At 44.7% G+C, this 18,833-nt stretch carries 19 protein-coding genes; 16 read left to right on the plus strand and 3 right to left on the minus strand.

Annotated features, from left to right (window positions below):
• The first annotated feature begins 71 nt into the window (after positions 1 to 71).
• The 6 genes from AMS66_RS11400 (at position 72) to AMS66_RS11425 (ending at position 4,913) form a co-directional block, all read left to right on the plus strand.
• Entirely contained in the window at positions 72 to 773 is a 702-nt protein-coding gene (locus tag AMS66_RS11400) for a thiamine phosphate synthase (RefSeq protein WP_330219310.1), read from the plus strand.
• Between the two features lie 25 nt (positions 774 to 798).
• The gene (gene thiO / locus AMS66_RS11405; protein WP_053780899.1) at positions 799 to 2,028 is read left to right on the plus strand and encodes a glycine oxidase ThiO; all 1,230 of its coding nucleotides are present in this window, start codon (positions 799 to 801) and stop codon (positions 2,026 to 2,028) included.
• The gene (gene thiS / locus AMS66_RS11410) at positions 2,025 to 2,228 is read left to right on the plus strand and encodes a sulfur carrier protein ThiS (RefSeq protein WP_053780900.1); all 204 of its coding nucleotides are present in this window, start codon (positions 2,025 to 2,027) and stop codon (positions 2,226 to 2,228) included. Before thiO ends, thiS begins: the two co-directional genes overlap by 4 nt.
• A gap of 3 nt (positions 2,229 to 2,231) precedes the next feature.
• Positions 2,232 to 2,999, plus strand: a complete 768-nt coding sequence (locus tag AMS66_RS11415; protein WP_053780901.1) for a thiazole synthase — start codon at positions 2,232 to 2,234, stop codon at positions 2,997 to 2,999.
• Positions 2,996 to 4,048: a ThiF family adenylyltransferase gene (locus AMS66_RS11420; RefSeq protein WP_053780902.1), complete on the plus strand. Its 1,053-nt coding sequence runs from the start codon at positions 2,996 to 2,998 to the stop codon at positions 4,046 to 4,048. Before AMS66_RS11415 ends, AMS66_RS11420 begins: the two co-directional genes overlap by 4 nt.
• Before the next feature lie 175 nt (positions 4,049 to 4,223).
• The gene (locus AMS66_RS11425; RefSeq protein WP_053780903.1) at positions 4,224 to 4,913 is read left to right on the plus strand and encodes a winged helix-turn-helix domain-containing protein; all 690 of its coding nucleotides are present in this window, start codon (positions 4,224 to 4,226) and stop codon (positions 4,911 to 4,913) included.
• Positions 4,914 to 5,044: 131 nt separating this feature from the next.
• On the opposite strand, the gene AMS66_RS11430 is transcribed toward AMS66_RS11425, so the two are convergent.
• Both AMS66_RS11430 and AMS66_RS11435 read right to left on the minus strand, forming a co-directional pair.
• On the minus strand, positions 5,045 to 5,545 hold the full coding sequence (locus AMS66_RS11430) for a C40 family peptidase (protein ID WP_053780904.1): 501 nt from the start codon (positions 5,543 to 5,545) through the stop codon (positions 5,045 to 5,047).
• 280 nt (positions 5,546 to 5,825) lie between these two features.
• Positions 5,826 to 6,467 carry a thiamine diphosphokinase gene (locus tag AMS66_RS11435; protein WP_053780905.1) on the minus strand — a complete coding sequence of 214 codons (642 nt, stop codon included), beginning with the start codon at positions 6,465 to 6,467 and terminating at the stop codon, positions 5,826 to 5,828.
• A 187-nt stretch (positions 6,468 to 6,654) separates the two neighbouring features.
• Between AMS66_RS11435 and AMS66_RS11440 the strand changes: the two genes are divergently transcribed.
• Complete coding sequence (locus AMS66_RS11440) at positions 6,655 to 7,323, plus strand: trimeric intracellular cation channel family protein (RefSeq protein WP_053781044.1); 669 nt, start codon at positions 6,655 to 6,657, stop codon at positions 7,321 to 7,323.
• Between the two features lies 1 nt (position 7,324).
• Entirely contained in the window at positions 7,325 to 7,795 is a 471-nt protein-coding gene (locus AMS66_RS11445) for a low molecular weight protein-tyrosine-phosphatase (RefSeq protein ID WP_053780906.1), read from the plus strand.
• A 158-nt stretch (positions 7,796 to 7,953) separates the two neighbouring features.
• Here AMS66_RS11445 and AMS66_RS11450 read toward each other — a convergent pair whose 3' ends face one another.
• Entirely contained in the window at positions 7,954 to 8,688 is a 735-nt protein-coding gene (locus tag AMS66_RS11450) for an alpha/beta hydrolase (RefSeq protein WP_053780907.1), read from the minus strand.
• A gap of 255 nt (positions 8,689 to 8,943) precedes the next feature.
• Between AMS66_RS11450 and pdhA the strand changes: the two genes are divergently transcribed.
• The 8 genes from pdhA to fur all read left to right on the plus strand — a co-directional run bounded on the left by pdhA (position 8,944) and on the right by fur (position 18,726).
• Positions 8,944 to 10,011, plus strand: a complete 1,068-nt coding sequence (gene pdhA, locus AMS66_RS11455) for a pyruvate dehydrogenase (acetyl-transferring) E1 component subunit alpha (RefSeq protein WP_053780908.1) — start codon at positions 8,944 to 8,946, stop codon at positions 10,009 to 10,011.
• Between the two features lie 105 nt (positions 10,012 to 10,116).
• Positions 10,117 to 11,094: an alpha-ketoacid dehydrogenase subunit beta gene (locus AMS66_RS11460; protein ID WP_024630358.1), complete on the plus strand. Its 978-nt coding sequence runs from the start codon at positions 10,117 to 10,119 to the stop codon at positions 11,092 to 11,094.
• Positions 11,095 to 11,269: 175 nt separating this feature from the next.
• The gene (locus tag AMS66_RS11465; protein WP_053780909.1) at positions 11,270 to 12,592 is read left to right on the plus strand and encodes a dihydrolipoamide acetyltransferase family protein; all 1,323 of its coding nucleotides are present in this window, start codon (positions 11,270 to 11,272) and stop codon (positions 12,590 to 12,592) included.
• A 3-nt stretch (positions 12,593 to 12,595) separates the two neighbouring features.
• Positions 12,596 to 14,011, plus strand: a complete 1,416-nt coding sequence (gene lpdA, locus AMS66_RS11470) for a dihydrolipoyl dehydrogenase (protein WP_024630356.1) — start codon at positions 12,596 to 12,598, stop codon at positions 14,009 to 14,011.
• Between the two features lie 339 nt (positions 14,012 to 14,350).
• Positions 14,351 to 15,145 (plus strand): thymidylate synthase, encoded by a 795-nt coding sequence (thyA, locus tag AMS66_RS11475; RefSeq protein ID WP_053780910.1) that lies wholly within the window; start codon positions 14,351 to 14,353, stop codon positions 15,143 to 15,145.
• Between the two features lie 206 nt (positions 15,146 to 15,351).
• Positions 15,352 to 15,840 (plus strand): dihydrofolate reductase, encoded by a 489-nt coding sequence (locus AMS66_RS11480; RefSeq protein ID WP_053780911.1) that lies wholly within the window; start codon positions 15,352 to 15,354, stop codon positions 15,838 to 15,840.
• A 627-nt stretch (positions 15,841 to 16,467) separates the two neighbouring features.
• Positions 16,468 to 17,955, plus strand: a complete 1,488-nt coding sequence (locus tag AMS66_RS11485; RefSeq protein ID WP_053780912.1) for a glutamate synthase subunit beta — start codon at positions 16,468 to 16,470, stop codon at positions 17,953 to 17,955.
• A gap of 303 nt (positions 17,956 to 18,258) precedes the next feature.
• The gene (gene fur, locus AMS66_RS11490; RefSeq protein WP_024633997.1) at positions 18,259 to 18,726 is read left to right on the plus strand and encodes a ferric iron uptake transcriptional regulator; all 468 of its coding nucleotides are present in this window, start codon (positions 18,259 to 18,261) and stop codon (positions 18,724 to 18,726) included.
• The last annotated feature ends 107 nt before the right edge of the window (positions 18,727 to 18,833 follow it).

Genomic DNA, 18,833 nt, shown 5'->3' on the forward strand with positions numbered 1-18,833 from the left:
AGAGAGTAATCGCATGAAACAGTCATTCAGTTGATCATGAATTTTAAATTCGTGGCCACTCCCCTACGGGAGTGGCTTTTTTTGTTGTATTATATCAGCTTAAAGAACGCAAGAGGAGGGCGATCAGGACGGCAATCTTTCATGAACATGTAACAACACAATCATTCGAACTGCATTTGGTTTCACCAGGTAAGGGAGACATGGACTCTTTTCTGGATACTGCTAAGAAAGTGTGGCGGTGGGTCGATTATATCCACATTCGGGAAAAAAAGCAGACGCTTGAGCAACAGATGTATTGGGCGCAAAGTCTAAAAACACAAGATGTTCCATCTAACCGAATTGTTATGAACGGCTTAGATCAGCTGGATCAACATGCGTTGTTTGGTGGTGTGCATTGGGGTCAAGCTATTATTCGAGGTTCTGATCTGGCTGAGTTAAATCGACTGAACCGGCTTCGCGTAGGGATATCGGTTCATTCTCTGGAAGAAGCAAAAGTTGCAGAAGAACGTGGAGCGGATTACCTCTTTTATGGGCATGTATACGAATCTAATAGTAAACCGAATTGCAAACCTAGAGGACTTATTGCGTTGGCTGAAGTATGCTCCAATGTTTCGATTCCAGTGATCGCGATTGGCGGGATTAGACCGGAGAATATCGCGGCTATTCGAACTGCTGGTGCCAGAGGAGCTGCTGTGATTTCAATGATTTGGACGAACGAAGAGCCGAAACTGGCTGCAGCTTCATTGCGACGGGCAATTGAGGATTCTGAGTAGTACGCCGAACCAAGGAGATGAGATCATGAGAGAGGAAGCAAGAAGCCGGAGCAGGAATCGTTCAGGTTATCATCCAGGGACAGTATCCAGGAGTAAAGTTGGAGCGGAGATTCGAGGCAAGCATCATGCAGAAACCATTATTGTAGGCGGAGGAGTTATCGGATGTGCCATTGCATGTGAACTCGCAGCTCGAGGCCATGACGTTCTTTTGGTTGAGCGTGCGCGGATCGCTGGGGGAACCTCCTGTGCAGCGGCCGGGATGCTTGGTGCTGACAGTGAGGAATTCACTCATGCTGTGATGGCGAAGCTTGCACGGCAGAGCAGAGTTTTGCTTCATGAGCAGGAGGAACGAATCAGTTCGCTTAGCGGAGTGGAGGTGGGGCTGCAACAGCATGGTTTTATTACTCCTTTTCGTTCATACAGTGAGGTCAGCAGTTACAAGAATAATCGATCGTCTACCTTATCAGAAGAACCTATTTGGTGGGATCGTGTCTCTGTTCAGCAGGAAGCACCATGGTTAAACAGGGACACGTATGGTGCATATTACAGACCTTCAGAGAGTGAGGTTCTTCCTGTCAATCTAACACAGGCTTATGTCAGATCGGCTCAAGCCATGGGAGCAAGGGTGATGGAGGGCGTGCAGGATGTCCATTTGCATACGGATGTGAACGGAGTGCAAGGAATCGAGACATCGCTTGGAACGATGACATCGAGAAATGTCATTATCGCTACAGGGTTACATGGTGAAGAACTGATGAGACAAGTGGGCCTCAGTTCACCAGTTTTGCCTGTGAAGGGTGAAATTGCAGCGGTGCAGTTCTCACCCCACCATGTCGGTTACAGACCTGACAAAACGGTGTATGCAGAGGATATATATATTGTCCCCAAAGCCAATGGAGAAGTTTGGCTCGGTGCAACCAGCCTTCCTGGAAGAACAGACACAAAAGTCTCGGTTCAAGGCATTCAGAAATTGCTTACAGCTGCGACAAGCTGGGTGCCTGGCATGAAGGACGCACATTTTCTCCGGGCATGGGCAGGAGTTAGACCTTCGACCCCGGATGGGTTGCCTTATGTGGGTGCTTGTGAAAGTGTTCCGGGCCTATTCGCTGCTTTTGGACACTATCGTAATGGCATATTGCTTAGTGCGATTACGGGCAGCTTAATGGCTGATTTGATCTACGGTAAAACTTCCGAAGAGTTGGGAATTCAGGACCTTAGTCCGAATCGTATGAACCGAAAGGAGATATTGCAGTGAATATCATTGTCAACGGACAAAGCATGCAAATTGAAGACAGTTTAAATCGTGTAGACAAACTGCTCCATTCATTTAATCTGCAAGTGAAAACCGTCGTGGTTGAATTGAATCGGCAAATTTTAACACGTGAATATCATGAGACAACGGCCTTAAGAGACGGAGATCGAATTGAAATTGTACATTTTGTGGGAGGCGGTTGAACCATGTTGAGGATTGGAAATTATACGTTTGAGTCCAGATTGCTTCTGGGTACAGGTAAATTTTCGGACTTGGAAGTGCAGAGCCAAGCGGTTGAAGCTTCAGGTACGGAAGTATTAACGTTTGCAGTTCGGCGGTTGAATCTGGAAGATCGCAACAAACAACATTTTCTGGACACACTGGACTTGAAAAGGTATACCTTACTTCCCAATACAGCTGGTGCTTCAACAGCAGAGGAAGCTGTGCGAATCGCTGAACTAGCTCGGGCTTCAGGACTTTGTGATATGATAAAAGTAGAAGTTATCGGCGATGGAATCACATTGCTGCCTGACCCAATTGAAACCTATAAAGCTTGTGAGATCTTGCTTGAAAAGGGCTTTACGGTACTGCCTTATATCTCGGACGATGTTATTCTGGCCAAACGATTGCAACTACTCGGCGTACATGCTGTCATGCCTGGGGCTTCGCCCATAGGGGCGGGGAGAGGAATTATTAATCCCTATAATCTGGAGATTATTATTGAACAAGCCGTCGTTCCTGTCATTGTGGACGCAGGACTTCGAGCACCTAAAGATGCAGCTCACGCGATGGAGCTGGGAGCTGACGGTGTTTTGTTAAATACCGCTGTCTCCGGATCTGGAGACCCGGCGAAGATGGCGAAGGCAATGCGAATGGGGGTTGAAGCAGGCAGACTGGCTTATGAGGCAGGCATGATTCCCGTTAAGCGCTATGCAGCAGCGAGTAGTCCGGTGGAAGGAATGGTTCATACATGACTAATCAGACACGATACTCCGAGCAGGGAGACCGCTATTCCAGACAGGAACGGTATGCACCTATCGGTAAGGAAGGTCAGCATCGATTGAATAACAGTAGAGTTTTAATTGTTGGAGCGGGCGCGCTTGGTACGGGGATTGCAGAAACACTGGTACGTTCAGGAATTGGCCATATTACCATTGCAGATCGTGATTATGTGGAGTGGAGCAACCTGCAGCGACAACAGTTATATATAGAGCAAGACGCCATACAGCGAATGCCCAAAGCGATTGCAGCGAAGAAGCGCCTATGTGATATTAATTCTACCGTTGAAGTTATAGGCAAAGTGATGGACGTCAGAGTGAACGAACTGGAAGAATTGGTTCAGAACGCTGACTTAATCATGGATGCAACAGATAATTTTGATACCCGGCTATTAATAAATGATATGTCTCAGAAATATCGTATTCCCTGGATTTATGGTGGATGTGTGGGCAGTTATGGAATCACCTACACGTTTCTACCTGGAGAAACCCCTTGTTTAAACTGTTTGTTAGGTGAGGTTCCGTTAGGTGGAGACACCTGTGATACGTCAGGCATTATCCCTCAGGCGGTGCAGATGGTTACAGCGAATCAGACTGCCGAAGCGATGAAGTTTCTCAGTGGTAATCCAGGTGCACTGAGACGCAAATTACTATCATTCGATGTGTGGAGAAATGAATACATATCCATTAACGTCGACGGTGCTCGAAAAGAAGATTGTCCTTCCTGTGGAGTAAAGGCTAACTATCCGTACCTCTCTGCCTCAAACCTGGAGAAAACAGACGTATTATGTGGTAGGGATACGGTACAGATTCGCCCTTCCCGGCGAATGAATCTGGATTTGCAGCATACAGCTGATCGGCTGGGCAAACTGAATGAAGGCAAAGTGGAGGAGGCTAATCCATTTTTGGTTTCTTTTACAACTGGTTCACACAGGATGGTCATTTTTCAGGATGGTCGTGTCCTTGTTCATGGAACAAAAGACACGGCAGAGGCGCGTACGCTGGTTCACCGGTACTTTGGTTAAAGATAAAAACAACAGAATTATTCGAGTCCGTTCCTTCCGGGAATGGACTTTTTCATTTTACGGCATGATAAACATACATCAATGCTGCGATGCGCGGTGGTCACAAGAATGTGGCAACCAAGGTGCAATTGAAACCAACAAATGTAGCAGCGTATAAGACAGGCCGGGTGAAAAAATGAAAACATCCATATTACTGGTTGGCAGGGGAGATCTGGTTTCTTTTATTCAAGGCATAGTGTGTGCTGAAGGGTACCAAGTCGAACAAATGGAATGGACAGATCTGAACCGTCTTTCTGAATCAGCACTAACGAATATCAATATGATCATATTAATAAATGAAGGCTATCATGAAGATAACCTGAAAAGTGGACTGGAGTCTTTCGTACAGCTAGGTGTTACCTCTCCATTACTTGTGGTAACTCCCAAGATATCGCCTGAATTGATTGTGGAATTGCTCGATTATGGCGCTAATGATGTGATGGAAGCACCAATTCATGGTAATGTGATGATGGCTAGAATACGGAATCTTTTACGTGTGTTCTCACATGCTTCACAGGAAGATGAAGAAATCATTGTTGTACATGATCTCAAGGTGAATCTGCGTTCACGTCGAGTAAGTCGTGCAGGTGAATATCTGGTGCTAACTCCGAAGGAATACGAATTGCTGGAGTTTCTGGCCCGTCATGTGAACGAGGCATGTGCCCGGAGCGTTATTTTAAGGGAAGTATGGGGATACGATTTTGCAATGGATACCAATGTGGTGGATGTTTATATCAAACATTTGCGGGTGAAGGTGGATAAGGGGAGGAGCGTCAAATTAATTCATACTGTTCGTGGAATCGGTTATATGCTTCATACCAAATAAAGAGGTCGTATCCGAACTCAATTGCTGTTTTCCGCATAACTCCTGTTGAAACAGAGAACTTTATCGGGTAAATATAAAAAGACCGGATCATCAGATCCGGCCCACTCGCATCGTTATTTCTGAAACATGAACTACAGTACGCGGCGAGCTTTAATATATGTTTTTTTCCAGTTTCCCGAGTTTAAGTCGGAGAGAGTAACACCTGGCGATCCGTACGTATGCAGAACTTTTCCGTCTCCTGCATATACTCCTACGTGAGTAATATTGGACCCTGTGGAACGACTGCCGCTGGAGAAGAAGACCAGATCTCCCACTTGCAGATTAGCTTTGGAAACAGCTACGCCTTCTTGGGATTGCTTAACGGATGTACGCGGCAAATCAACACCATACTTCTTGAAGATGTATTTCATAAAAGAAGAGCAGTCAAAATTCTTGGTAGTTGACGTTGACGCACCAAATTTATATGGAGTTCCTGTAAAGGTTTTACCATAGTTCACAATTTGTTGTCCTGTGGATACAGAAGCGCTTGCTGCCTGTGCAACAGGTGCATTAGTCATTAATACAGCTCCAAAACCTAGTGTAGCGCACAACCCGACGGTTACGGCCTTTTGGACAAAGATGTTTGTTTTCATGTGAGTACCTCCAAAATTCGTTTTCGTTTAGTTGCTAGAGCGAGTATAACAGCTTTGTAACAGCCTAGAAATTGGATGGAACCTGTTCGTCCTTAGGGGCGCAACGGTTTGGGTTTGTTTATTAAAATACCATTAAAATGTCAAAAAATTAATCATTGACGAAACTTGAATGATATAAACATAGAAAAGACCCTTGTATATCAAGGGTCTTTGTTGTTTTATACGATTGTTTTTGATCTGAATCATAGGTTACAAAAACGTAATAAGTAGTTGAGGAAGCTTAATCTTTGCTTTGAATAAGGAGTAACAACCCACTATCGATCGAGACGGTGCCAGACTTTCCAAGCAGTTTGTTGCTAATCCCCAAAGATTGCCCCATGCGTATGGTAGCTTGATCTAGCGGGTACATGAAACCTTCCAGCGTGATACCTGTTACTTCATTCGTAAGTGGGAGCAGGGAGATGTACTCATATCCACGGTCTTCCACAAAAGCTTCGGAGGTCGTTAGCATCATATAATTGTGTTCATCCTTCAGAGTACAGGAAATATGATGCTGCATAGCGCGGACCATAATATGTACGTTAGCCAGTGTATGATCCATGCGTGTGCCTGTTGCGCCCAACATAAGAATGTCAGTAGGCTCAAGATCCAGTGCTGTTTCGAATGCCATCTCGGTATCCGTCAAATCCTTATGCACAGGATCACAGGTGATTATCCGTTCGCTGTTATCTCGTACACTCTCCCGTTCCTGTTCGGTAATGGAATCAAAATCTCCTACAGCGATATGCGGCTGAATCCCATGTTCTATTAAAAATAACGCTCCACGGTCGGCCGCAATAATGATGTCATCCTTACCGATTTCTTTCAGAAATTGAGGAGATAGGTTTCCACCCGTAAAAATAACAACTCGTTTCTTAGTCATTCTATTTCATCCTTCCTGATCAATGAAGAAACTAACTCACTTCTAATAATGTGATGGAATGATGTAAATATCATTCACCAAACCAGTATAATCTACAAAATGTGGTTGCACAATTTCAGCCTGCGCGGATACAATGGGTAGAGCGACATGGAGATGACTTGAAAAGTGAGGTTTGAACAGGTTGGACTTGCACATTTTTGAAGTATTCAGCATTATAGGTACCATTGCATTTGCAATGTCCGGCGCTTTCGTGGCAATGGAAGAGGAATATGATATTTTGGGTGTGCTGGTGCTGGGGCTCGTGACCGCATTTGGGGGCGGAGTTATTCGTAATGTTCTCATTGGTGTACCGGTAACCACGCTGTGGAGCCAGGGAACGCTTATTATGCTTGCCCTAGTATCTGTAGCGATTGCGTTTGTATTACCTCTTAAGTGGATTGGTCATTGGAAGCGAACAGAAGCGCTGTTCGATGCGATTGGTCTAGCAGCATTTGCGATTCAAGGGGCGTTATACGCGGCCAATATGGGACATCCCATTAGTGCGGTGATTGTTGCCGCAATGATGACCGGTATAGGCGGAGGGATCATTCGTGATCTGCTGGCAGGCAGGAAGCCACTGGTGCTGCGGGATGAAATCTATGCCGTTTGGGCAATAATCGCTGGTTTTGCCGTAGGTATAGGCTGGTTCACAACGAACGTTGGACTGTTACTATGTTTCGCTGCAGTTGTGTTCTTCCGGATGTGTTCCGTTCATTATAAATGGAAACTGCCCCGTCGCTCTCTGGTACAAGCGGAGAGTGTGAAACCTCAGACAGCAACAGCGCCACTTAACCGCACCTTGAGTAAGGGGGAATAACATGATTAACGTTTTGTTTGTATGTTTGGGCAATATTTGCCGATCGCCGATGGCTGAGGCCGTCCTCCGTCACAAAGTTAATGAAAGAGGACTGGCTCAGCAGATTCGAGTGGACTCAGCAGGTACAGGAGACTGGCATATCGGTAAACCTCCGCATGAGGGAACTCGGGAATTACTTGATTCGCGTCAAATTTCTTATGCTGATATGGCTGCAAGACAATTTGAGAGTGAAGACTTCGTACAGTTTAATTACATTATATGCATGGATGATTCCAACGCTGCTAACGTAAGGAGTGTTACAGGCGGTGAGGAAGCAGAAATTATCAAGATGATGGATCTGCTGCCAGACGAGACACTCCGTGAAGTTCCAGACCCGTATTATACGGGAAATTTTGAAGAGGTTTACAGGCTGCTTGATGCAGGCTGTGAGGTGTTACTGGATCGGATTGCGAAAGAACATTCATTGTTATGACCAAGGTGATATTTGCCGAACATTGACAAAAGTAAGACAAGAGAAGAAGCTGGACGAACTAGCAGGAGAGCCTGCTTCTTTTTTGAATGTTAATGTAAGCGGTATCATGTGATTCTAAAAACAAAAGCGGCATTTCAGCCGCCTGTTCAATGATGGAATTAATTTTCCTGAAGAAAGTAAAGCAATGCTTCCGGCAGTTCCTTCTGCCAGAATCCCCACTGGTGATGCCCGTCTTTCTCCTGATAGGAGACGAGTGCACATCGTTTTTCCAGCAAATCACGGGTATCCCGGTTTAATTGTACAAAATCATACGTGCCAGTGTCGGCTTCAAAGGCAGTCTCTTGCAAACCAACAATCATCCAGATCGATAACCAGGATAAGTCTTCAGCAGCGGCGTAGATTTCTTGGGAAGCGGAGTAATAAGCACCAGACATGCTGATGACACGTGTGAACAGATCAGGATAGAGTAGAGCAAGATGAAGCGAAACGCTGCCACCCAATGAATCTCCGGCAAGAACACGCTCCTGAGGAGAGCGACGTACAGGATATTTCTCTTCTACATAGGGAATAATCTCTTCAGCGAAGCATGAGGTATACGCCTTGAACCGATCGCCGAAAGGGGCGTACTCCTGAGTTCTTACAGACACGTCGACCTGAACTCCTACTATAATGAAAGGTTCGGCTCCCTCGTCGAGAATGATACGGTTGGCAGTGGTGGCGATACGTCCAAAGTTGAAAAATTCTTCACCGTCCTGACAATAAACGACAGGGTAGGATAACAATTCGTTATAGCCTGGGGGAAGATAAATTCGTAGTGTGCGCTTCTCTCCGAGATAGCGGCTCTCAATCTCTTCCTTCACAATCGTGCGTTTCAAATAGCGGGAATCCGTCATAAAACGTCACCTTTCTCGGTTAATTTTTGCATTCGACCGCGCAATACGGTAAGATTATCCTTGTGCGGGGATAGGTCAAATACGCAAACATGTATTATGCTGTTATACCAATATTAATCCCCTGTTATACATACAATCCGGAAGGAAACATAAAAAAATTACGGATATCTTTGACGTATGCAATGAAACAGGTGTATAATAATATTATAACAGCGGAACTTGATATTCAAATTTTTTGTTGAGGTGAAGAAAAAAATGAGCAAGGTTCCTTATGAAGTATATACGGAGGATGTAGAAGCTCTGTCCGTGCTGTCTCCTGACGGCGAAATCGTTAACAAAGACATGATGCCTAAGCTTTCCGATGATCAATTAAAAGAAATTATGTACCGCATGGTATTTACCCGTACTTGGGATGACCGTGCAGTAAACCTGGGCCGTCAAGGTCGTCTTGGTTTCTATGCTCCAGTATCTGGTCAAGAAGCTACAATGGTTGGTAGTGAGTTTGCAATTGAAAAAGAAGACTTTGTATGTCCTGGCTATCGCGACATTCCGCAACTCGTGTGGCATGGACTTCCTCTTTATCAAGCGTTCCTGTACTCCCGTGGACACCAACATGGTGGACAAATTCCGGATGGCGTTAATGTATTGATGCCGCAAATCATCATTGGTGCACAAATTCTGCACGCAATGGGTATTGCTATGGGTTACAAGTTGAAGAAACAAAAACAAGTTGTAATTACGTACACAGGTGATGGTGGTTCTTCAGAAGGTGACTTCTACGAAGGTCTGAACTACGCTGGTGTTTACAAATTGCCTGTTATTTTCTTCGTACAAAACAATGGTTATGCCATCACAACTCCTTTTGCCAAACAAACGGCAGCTCTGTCCATCGCTCACAAAGCGGTAGCAGCAGGTATCAAAGGTGTTAAAATTGACGGTATGGACATCTTCGCAGTTATCAAAGCGGTTCAGGAAGCTGCTGAACGTGGTCGCAACGGCGAAGGCGCAACTCTGATCGAAGCAGTAACTTATCGTTTCCGTCCTCACTCCCTTTCTGACGATGCTTCCAAGTATCGTACAAAAGAAGAAGAGGCTGAATGGAATGCTAAAGATCCAATCGCACGTTTTGCTAAATATCTGGAGAAAAAAGGTCTTTGGACTGAAGAAGATACAGCACGTGTGAAAGAAGAAGCAAAAGCAAAAGTGAACGAAGAGATCAAAAAAGCGGAAAAAACCGAGAAAATGACGATTTCAGGCTTGATCGACAGCATGTTCGAACAAACGCCTAAGCACTTGGAAGAGCAAAAAGCTGATTTCCAATAAGTTTTTTCCGATAAAGCATAAACATCCGGGACGGGTTCCGGTGTCCCGGTATACATGTATGAATTCAAATGTGAACTGTCAATGTTTAAGGAGGAAATGAAGCAAATGGCACAAATGAACATGAAAGAAGCAATCCGTGATGCGCTTCGCGTTGAGTTGAAACGTGATCCTAACGTTCTGCTTTTCGGTGAAGACGTAGGTAATGTAGGCGGCGTTTTCCGTGTAACGGAAGGTCTGCAAAAAGAGTTTGGCGAAGAGCGTGTATTTGATACACCACTAGCTGAGTCCGCTATTGGCGGTTTGGCTGTAGGTTTGGGTGTTCAAGGTTTCCGTCCGGTTGCCGAGATCCAATTCGTTGGTTTTATCTTCGAAGCCCTTGACCAAATGGTAGTTCAAGCAGCTCGTATGCGTTTCCGCTCCGGCGGTAAATACAATTCTCCAATCGTATTCCGTACACCATTCGGTGGCGGTGTAAAAGCGGCAGAATTGCACACAGATTCACTCGAAGGTCTGCTCACGCAAACTCCGGGTATCAAAGTGGTAGTTCCTTCTAACCCTTACGATGCAAAAGGTCTGATGATCGCTTCTATTCGCGACAACGACCCTGTATTCTTCATGGAGCACTTGAACTTGTACCATGCATTCCGTGCAGAAGTACCTGAAGAAGATTACACAGTTGAGCTGGGCAAAGCGAACGTTGTTCGTGAAGGTTCTGATGTAACTATCATTACTTACGGTATGATGGTTCACACTTCTGTGAAAGCAGCAGATGAGCTCGAAAAACAAGGAATCAAAGTTGAAGTTATCGACCTTCGTACGGTTAGCCCGATCGATATCGATACTATCGTTGCTTCCATTAAGAAAACAAACCGTGCAATTGTTGTACAGGAAGCTCAAAAGAGCGCAGGTGTTGCAGCTGAAGTCATTGCCCAAATCAATGAAAAAGCAATCCTGCACTTGGAAGCACCGGTTCTGCGTGTAGCTGGTCCGGATACTGTATATCCTTTTGCACAAATCGAAGATACATGGCTTCCTAACCCAGCACGTATCGTTGCTGCGGTTAATAAAGTCGTAAATTTCTAATTTAATCATCTGACATGCCGCAAGGCGCAGTATGGTGATCCACACCGCAGCGCAAGCTGCACTGTAAACAGCCATTAGCCCCTTGAGTAACAGTTTATTGCACTAGCAGTAACGGTTGTTTCTTGGAGTTAAGGGTTGTTTTCAGGATTGAGACATAATCAAGGAGGTTTTTCAGTTGGCTAAATTTGAATACAAATTCCCTGAACTGGGCGAAGGCCTTCACGAAGGCGAAATCATCAAGATGCACATCAAAGTCGGTGACAAAGTAACTGACGACGACATCATCATGGAAGTACAGAATGACAAAGCGGTCGTTGAAGTACCTTGTCCGGTTAACGGAACAGTTACAGAAGTATTCGCTAAAGACGGTCAAGTTTGCCACGTTGGCGAAGTTGTTGCAATCATCGACGCTGAAGGCGAGCTTCCAGAGCAAGACGATGCTCCTGCAGGCGATCAAGGCGAGCAAGAAAAAGATGCAGCTCAGGGCGGAGCTGACACTAGCGGTTCTTCCGCAGCAGCTTCCAGCTCGGATGCAGCTAAAGAAGGCGGAAACAACAGCGTTCCGGCAGTACCTGCCAAAGACGTTCTGGCAACACCAAGCGTGCGTAAATTTGCTCGCGAACAAGGCGTAGACATCGCTCAAGTTAACGGTACTGGCAACAACGGTAAAGTTACCAAAGAAGATGTTGAATCCTTCAAAAACGGTGGCGGTTCTTCCGCAGTGGCATCTTCCGAAGCTCCGGCTCAAGAGGAGAAAAAATCCGCAGCACCAGCAGCGGCTGCAGCTGATCAACGCCTTGAAGAAGAGCGCGTACCATTCAAAGGTATCCGTAAAGCGATCTCTAACGCAATGGTTAAATCGGCTTACACAGCACCTCACGTTACTATCATGGACGAAGTGGACGTAACTGAACTGGTTGCTTTCCGTACTCGCATGAAACCAATTGCTGAGAAAAAAGGAACAAAAGTTACTTACCTGCCATTTATCGTTAAAGCATTGGTTGCGGCTTCCCGCCAATTCCCTGCTCTGAACGCAATGATCGATGAAGAAGCTAACGAAATTGTTTACAAGAAATACTACAACATCGGTATCGCTACAGATACAGACAACGGCTTGATCGTTCCTGTTATCAAAGATGCTGACCGTAAATCCATCTGGATGATCGCTGATTCCATTCGTGATCTGGCAGCTCGTGGTCGCGATGGCAAATTGAGCGCGAACGAAATGAGAGGAAGCACAATCTCCATCAGTAACATTGGTTCTGCTGGCGGTATGTTCTTCACTCCGATCATCAACTTCCCTGAAGTTGCAATTCTCGGAACTGGACGCATCAGCGAAAAAGCCGTTATCAAAAATGGCGAAGTTGTTGCAGCACCTGTAATGGCTCTTTCCCTGAGCTTCGACCACCGTATCATCGATGGCGCAACAGCACAAAACTTTATGAACTACATTAAACAGCTGCTCGCTAACCCTGAGCTGCTTGTTATGGAGGTGTAAGATATGGTAGTAGGCGACGCTTCTCTCAATATCGATACATTAGTAATTGGTGCGGGTCCTGGTGGCTATGTAGCTGCCATCCGTGCTGCTCAACTGGGCCAAAGCGTATTAATCGTAGACAAATCCGAACTGGGCGGCGTTTGTTTGAACCGCGGATGTATTCCATCCAAAGCTCTGATCTCTGCTGCACACCAATATGAGTCTGCACTTCACGGTGAAGCATTTGGTATCTCTGCTGAGAACGTAAAAGTGGACTTCAGCAAAACTCAAGAATTCAAAAACGGTGTTGTTAAGAAAATGACTGGCGGCGTAGCTGGTTTGCTCAAAGGCAACAAAGTTGAAGTTTTCAACGGCGAGTGCATGTTCATCAACGAAAACGAAGCTCGTGTATTTAACGATCATGAGTCTCCGCGTTACAAATTCAAAAATGCAATCATTGCAACAGGTTCCCGTCCAATCGAACTGAAACCTTTCCCGTTTGGCGGACGCATTCTGTCTTCAACAGAAGCTCTGAACTTGCCTGAAGTTCCAAAAAGCATGATCGTTATCGGTGGTGGTTATATCGGTGCTGAGCTTGGTCAAATGTACTCCAAATTCGGTGCAAAAGTAACAATCATCGAAGGTCTGGATACAGTACTGCCAGGTTTCGATAAAGACATGACTAGCCTCGTAGCTAAAAACATGAAGAAAACAGGCATTGAAATCGTAACGGGTGCAAAAGCTGAAAGTGCTGAGCAAACGGATAAAGATGTAACTGTTAAATATTCCGTAAATGGTGAGTCCAAAGAAGTAACTGCAGATTACTTGCTCGTTACTGTTGGACGTCGTCCAAATACGGACGGAGAGCTTGGTCTTGACCTGATTGGCGTAGACGTTGACGAGCGTGGATTCGTTAAAGTTGACCACCAAGGCCGTACTAGCATTCCTCACATCTTTGCAATCGGTGATATCGTATCCGGTCTGGCACTTGCCCACAAAGCTTCTTATGAAGGTAAAGTGGCTGCTGAAGCGATCGCAGGACAACCATCTGTAGTTGACTACAAATGTATGCCGGCAGTTGTGTTCACAGATCCTGAGTGCTCCAGCGTAGGTTACACTGAGAAAGAAGCTAAAGAAAAAGGCTACAAAGTAAAAGCTGGCAAATTCCCTTATGCGGGTAATGGCCGTGCTGTATCTTTGAACCACGCTGAAGGCTTCGTGAAAATCGTTGCTGACGAAGAAAGCGGCCTCGTGTTGGGTTGCCAAATCGTAGGTCTGGAAGCTTCCAACCTGATTGCTGAGCTTGGTCTTGCAATTGAAATGGGTGCTACTCTGGAAGATTTGGCGCTGACTATTCACGCTCACCCTACTTTGGGCGAAATCGTGATGGAAGCTGCGGAACTGGTTATGGGTCACCCGATCCACATCATTTCCCGCTAATATCGTCTAAGCTACGGATTCGTCCGGCATTATACGTAAATCAAGAAGGGATGGATAACGTGTTACAGCGTTGTCTGTCCCTTTTTTTATGTGAAAGCTTAAACTTAGAGTTTGTTAAGACTTAAAATAATGACATAACAGTAGGGCTTAATTAATTGCTTAGTCAATTAAGAATCATGCAATCTGAATCTCAATGTGGTACACTGTAACAACGAATATGACAGCATCGACCTTAGCTCTGTGCTGTTTTTAATAAGGCAAATTGGAGCAAACACACCTCTGTGAATGTTCTTGTTTGTTTTTATTGCCATGAAATAAGAAGTGCGAGGGGAATATAATTTGAAAAACTATCTTGATTTATTACAGGATATTCTGAATACAGGCGTGCATAAGGGAGATCGCACCGGAACTGGAACCCAATCCGTATTTGGCAGACAGCTTCGTTATGACCTATCCGAAGGGTTCCCACTGGTAACAACCAAGCGAATCCATCTGAAATCAGTCATTCATGAGTTGTTGTGGTTTTTGAGCGGGGATACGAATATATCCTACCTGAAGGAAAACGGCGTGAAAATCTGGGATGATTGGGCTGACGAAAATGGTGATTTGGGTCCGGTATATGGATCACAATGGCGCACTTGGGAAGCACCCAACGGGGAGAAGATTGATCAGATTGCTGCCGTTATTGATTCGATCAAAAATAATCCAGATTCGCGGCGTCACCTCGTTAGCGCCTGGAATGTGGCAGAGATTAACAATATGAAATTGCCTCCTTGTCATTTCGCGTTTCAGTTTTACGTGGCGGAGGGTAAACTATCGTGTATGCTTACAATGCGTTCCGTGGATACGTTCCTCGGGTTGCCATTTAACATTGCCAGCTATGCATTATTGACACATATGATTGCCCAGCAGTGTGATCTTGAAGTGGGAGAGTTCATCTGGTCTGGTGGGGATGTACACATCTACTCAAACCATGTGGAACAAGTGAAAACCCAGTTGAAGCGTGAGCCATATGCGTTGCCTAAGTTGGTAATCAAGCGTAAGCCGAATTCCATTTTCGATTATACGTTTGAAGATTTTGAGTTTGAGAACTATCAGCATCATCCGGGTATTAAAGCCCCGATTGCAGTATAAGTGCGTGTTCAAATAGTCTGTTTTTCAGTATCGAGAAGATGGAATGAAGCTAGAAATGGAGTAGCGGAGCGTAGAGAAAACTACGTGAGCAACGGACATTTCGGCTGAATTTCATATTCGATGTTGATGATGCCGATAGGCATGATTCGTAATCAAAAGTGGACTTTTTGAACAACCTCTAAACAGATTGAAGGAGTGTGTAATCTTTGAGCATTGAACTGGTATGGGCGATGGGCGAGAACAGCGTCATTGGATTGAATAATTCCATTCCGTGGCGTTTGCCTAAAGATATGGCCTTTTTCAAGCAACGTACGTTAAACAAAACGATTATTATGGGACGCAATACGTGGGAATCCTTTGGGGCCAAGCCACTTCCGCAACGTCGGAATATTGTAGTAACCAGAGATCTGAACTACAAAGCAAATCAGGCTGAAGTGGTACATACGATTGAAGAGGGGCTGGAAGTGACAAAAGGTGAAGAGCTTTGCGTCATTGGCGGTTCCCAGGTCTATCGTGAGTTTTTGCCGCTCGCAGATCGTCTGGTGGTGACCAAAATCCATGAGGATTTTGAGGGGGATACCTTTTTCCCGGAAGTGGATTGGTCTGAATGGGAGCTAAAGGAACAGATTGAAGGCGAGCAAGATGAAAAAAATGTTTATGCGTATACGTTTGAGTTCTATGAACGAAAACGGTAAAAGGGACATAAGATGAAGTAGAAGAGCCCAAACATACGTTATAAACGAAATATACGGGGCGCTGATTTACGAAATATTCGTGAACAGCGTCTTTTCTTTTACAAATAAAATGAAATATATTCGAAATGACATCTTAATAACACAAATATGACATTAAAATTACGAAAAAAATGAATGTAATACATAACAATAATCACGATGTGGTAAAAAAGTATAAAAGTTATAGGAATTCACCGTTGTAAAGCCCTAAAATGGGATGAGATTTGGAACTGGTCGCGTAAAACAGAAAAAAATTGTTGTTTTCAATGACAAATTACCTTACATTCAAATGACGTTTTGACGGTTTCTCCGTTAATTAAACGCCTAATTTTGTGTATCCATACCTGATAAATAACCAATTTAAGGGTATTGACCATGGGTGGACTTGGACGATATGATGTATAAAATACAAATAATTATGCGGATAATCCATTTAATATTCAGCAAACAAAGTGCTACTATTATTGAAATATCTTCGAGAAGATTTTGTGATACAATATACAAAAAACTCAAACATGAGTAATCCATTTCATATAGAACCATGCAGATGAAGGGATTAAGACAAGAACGGATGGGGGAAAACGTAAGATGTCTACACCTACTGGATTTATGGAATACAAACGGCAGCTACCTACGGACCGCCAACCAGCGGAGCGGGTCAAGGATTGGGAAGAGTTTCATAAACATATGGCTGAAGAAGAGCTCAGAACACAAGGTGCACGATGCATGGATTGTGGTACCCCGTATTGCCATACAGGTATAGATATGACTGGCGGAACGTCGGGCTGCCCTGTGCACAACTTGATTCCAGAATGGAATAATCTGGTGTATCGTGGTTTGTGGAGAGAAGCGCTTGATCGTCTGCATAAAACGAATAATTTCCCTGAGTTTACAGGTCGTGTCTGTCCTGCTCCTTGTGAAGGATCATGTACAGTGGGGCTTATCGGTGAACCTGTAACCATCAAAACGATTGAAGAAGCGATAATTGAAAAGGGTTTTGAAGAAGGATGGGTTGTTCCCCAACCTCCGGAGAAACGTACGGGTAAACGTGTAGCGGTCGTAGGTTCAGGTCCTGCGGGACTGGCTACGGCAGCTCAGTTGAATAAAGCAGGTCATACGGTAACGGTATACGAGCGCTCCGATCGTGTCGGAGGTTTGTTGATGTATGGAATTCCTACGATGAAATTGGACAAAAACGTAGTTCAGCGTCGTGTTGATTTGCTTGAAGCAGAAGGCATTCAATTTGTAACCAATACGGAGATCGGCAAAGATATTGCTGCGCAGCAACTGGTGGATGATTATGATGCTGTTGTCCTGTGCGGTGGTGCAACCAAACCACGTGAATTCAACATTGAAGGCAGTGATCTGAAAGGCGTGCACTACGCCATGGATTTCCTGAATGGCAGCATCAAAAGTTATCTGGACTCCAATCTGGAGGATGGTAACTACCTGTCAGCACAGGACAAGGATGTTATCGTAATCGGTGGTGGGGATACAGGTTCCGACTGTGTAGCTACATCGCTTCGTCACGGTTGTCGGAGCATCACACAATTTGGTACACATACTCAAGCTCCTATGGAACGTGATCGCATTAACAATCCTTGGCCTCAATTCCCGAACGTATACACTCTTGATTATGCACAAGAAGAAGCGAAAGCGCTGTTCGGTGACGATCCGCGTGAGTTCTCCATCATGACGACAAAATTTGTGGGTGATGATGAGGGTAATCTCAAAGAACTTCACACCGTTCAAATCGAGCGTATTGTAGATGAGACGGGACGTAAAATCTATCAGCCGATTCCGGGTACAGAGCGCGTGTTCCCAGCCCAAATGGCAATGATTGCTATCGGATTTGACGGACCGGAACAGACTCTGGTTGAGCAACTTGGACTTGCAACAGATCGTCGTACCAACGTTAAGGCACGTTACGGCAAATACAATACCAATGTGGATAAAGTATTTGCAGCAGGTGACATGCGTCGTGGTCAAAGTCTGGTTGTATGGGCAATTAATGAAGGCCGTGAAGCTGCCCGTGAAGTGGACAAATACTTGATGGGTGCTACAGTTCTTGTATAACGAGTTGATAAGTCGCAAATGAATATGAATCTGCAATATATAAATAAATTATAAATTAGATAAAGTGAAAACCCTCGCAGTATGTGGGGGTTTTTGTTATTTTTATGAGATCCAGAAACGGATCATTTACATTTATTTTAGGCAAGTGTGCGGTATAGCATTGCTTTTTAGCCCATAAAGATTTATTATTATATTATAATGATTATAAATAAGAAACGTAATGACACTCAATAAAAACTACACGAATTGTGAAATTATAATATCCGGAGGTGCAACCTTATGGCAAGTAACCGGGGCAAATGTATTTCAGAACAGATTGATGACATTAAAAAACAGTTGGTTGCAAAAGGTTATAAGCTGACACAGCAACGAGAAGTTACGGTACGTGTATTACTTGAACATGAAAAGGATCATTTTAGCGCAGAGGAAGTATTTCTACTGGTCAAGGAACAATTTCCCGAAATTGGCTTGGCTACGGTATATCGTACACTTGAACTGCTTAGTGACCTTCAGGTCGTAGAAAAGATTAACTTTGGTGACGGTGCTGCACGCTTCGATCTGAGAAGTACGGATGGCTCACATCACCATCATCATTTGATTTGCACAGAATGCGGCACCGTGGAAGAGATTATGGAGGATGGCTTGCTTCGTCTGGAACAACAAATCGAGCGTCAATACGGCTTTGCCGTTACAGACCATCGGCTTGATTTTCAGGGCGTATGTAAAGAGTGCAGAGCGAAGCAAGCTCTGAATGAACAAGCAGCAGGGTAAATCCAACGGGGAGGATGCTCCCGCAACCAAAATCTGATATAATAAGTTTCAGAAGCAAGGGGCTTCCGTGGGCGGAAGGCCCCTTTTTGCCGTCATGCGGACGGTGA

Origin of the sequence: Paenibacillus xylanivorans (assembly GCF_001280595.1) — a bacterium.
GTDB lineage: Bacteria > Bacillota > Bacilli > Paenibacillales > Paenibacillaceae > Paenibacillus > Paenibacillus xylanivorans.

Bases quoted from the DNA above. Each gene is read 5' to 3' on its own strand.
- AMS66_RS11435 (WP_053780905.1), bottom strand. From the start codon at position 6,467: ATGACTAAGAAACGAGTTGTTATTTTTACGGGTGGAAACCTATCTCCT.
- AMS66_RS11460 (WP_024630358.1), top strand. From the start codon at position 10,117: ATGGCACAAATGAACATGAAAGAAGCAATCCGTGATGCGCTTCGCGTT.
- AMS66_RS11450 (WP_053780907.1), bottom strand. From the start codon at position 8,688: ATGACGGATTCCCGCTATTTGAAACGCACGATTGTGAAGGAAGAGATT.
- AMS66_RS11425 (WP_053780903.1), top strand. From the start codon at position 4,224: ATGAAAACATCCATATTACTGGTTGGCAGGGGAGATCTGGTTTCTTTT.
- AMS66_RS11485 (WP_053780912.1), top strand. From the start codon at position 16,468: ATGTCTACACCTACTGGATTTATGGAATACAAACGGCAGCTACCTACG.
- pdhA (WP_053780908.1), top strand. From the start codon at position 8,944: ATGAGCAAGGTTCCTTATGAAGTATATACGGAGGATGTAGAAGCTCTG.
- AMS66_RS11430 (WP_053780904.1), bottom strand. From the start codon at position 5,545: ATGAAAACAAACATCTTTGTCCAAAAGGCCGTAACCGTCGGGTTGTGC.
- AMS66_RS11415 (WP_053780901.1), top strand. From the start codon at position 2,232: ATGTTGAGGATTGGAAATTATACGTTTGAGTCCAGATTGCTTCTGGGT.
- AMS66_RS11420 (WP_053780902.1), top strand. From the start codon at position 2,996: ATGACTAATCAGACACGATACTCCGAGCAGGGAGACCGCTATTCCAGA.
- thiO (WP_053780899.1), top strand. From the start codon at position 799: ATGAGAGAGGAAGCAAGAAGCCGGAGCAGGAATCGTTCAGGTTATCAT.
- AMS66_RS11445 (WP_053780906.1), top strand. From the start codon at position 7,325: ATGATTAACGTTTTGTTTGTATGTTTGGGCAATATTTGCCGATCGCCG.
- lpdA (WP_024630356.1), top strand. From the start codon at position 12,596: ATGGTAGTAGGCGACGCTTCTCTCAATATCGATACATTAGTAATTGGT.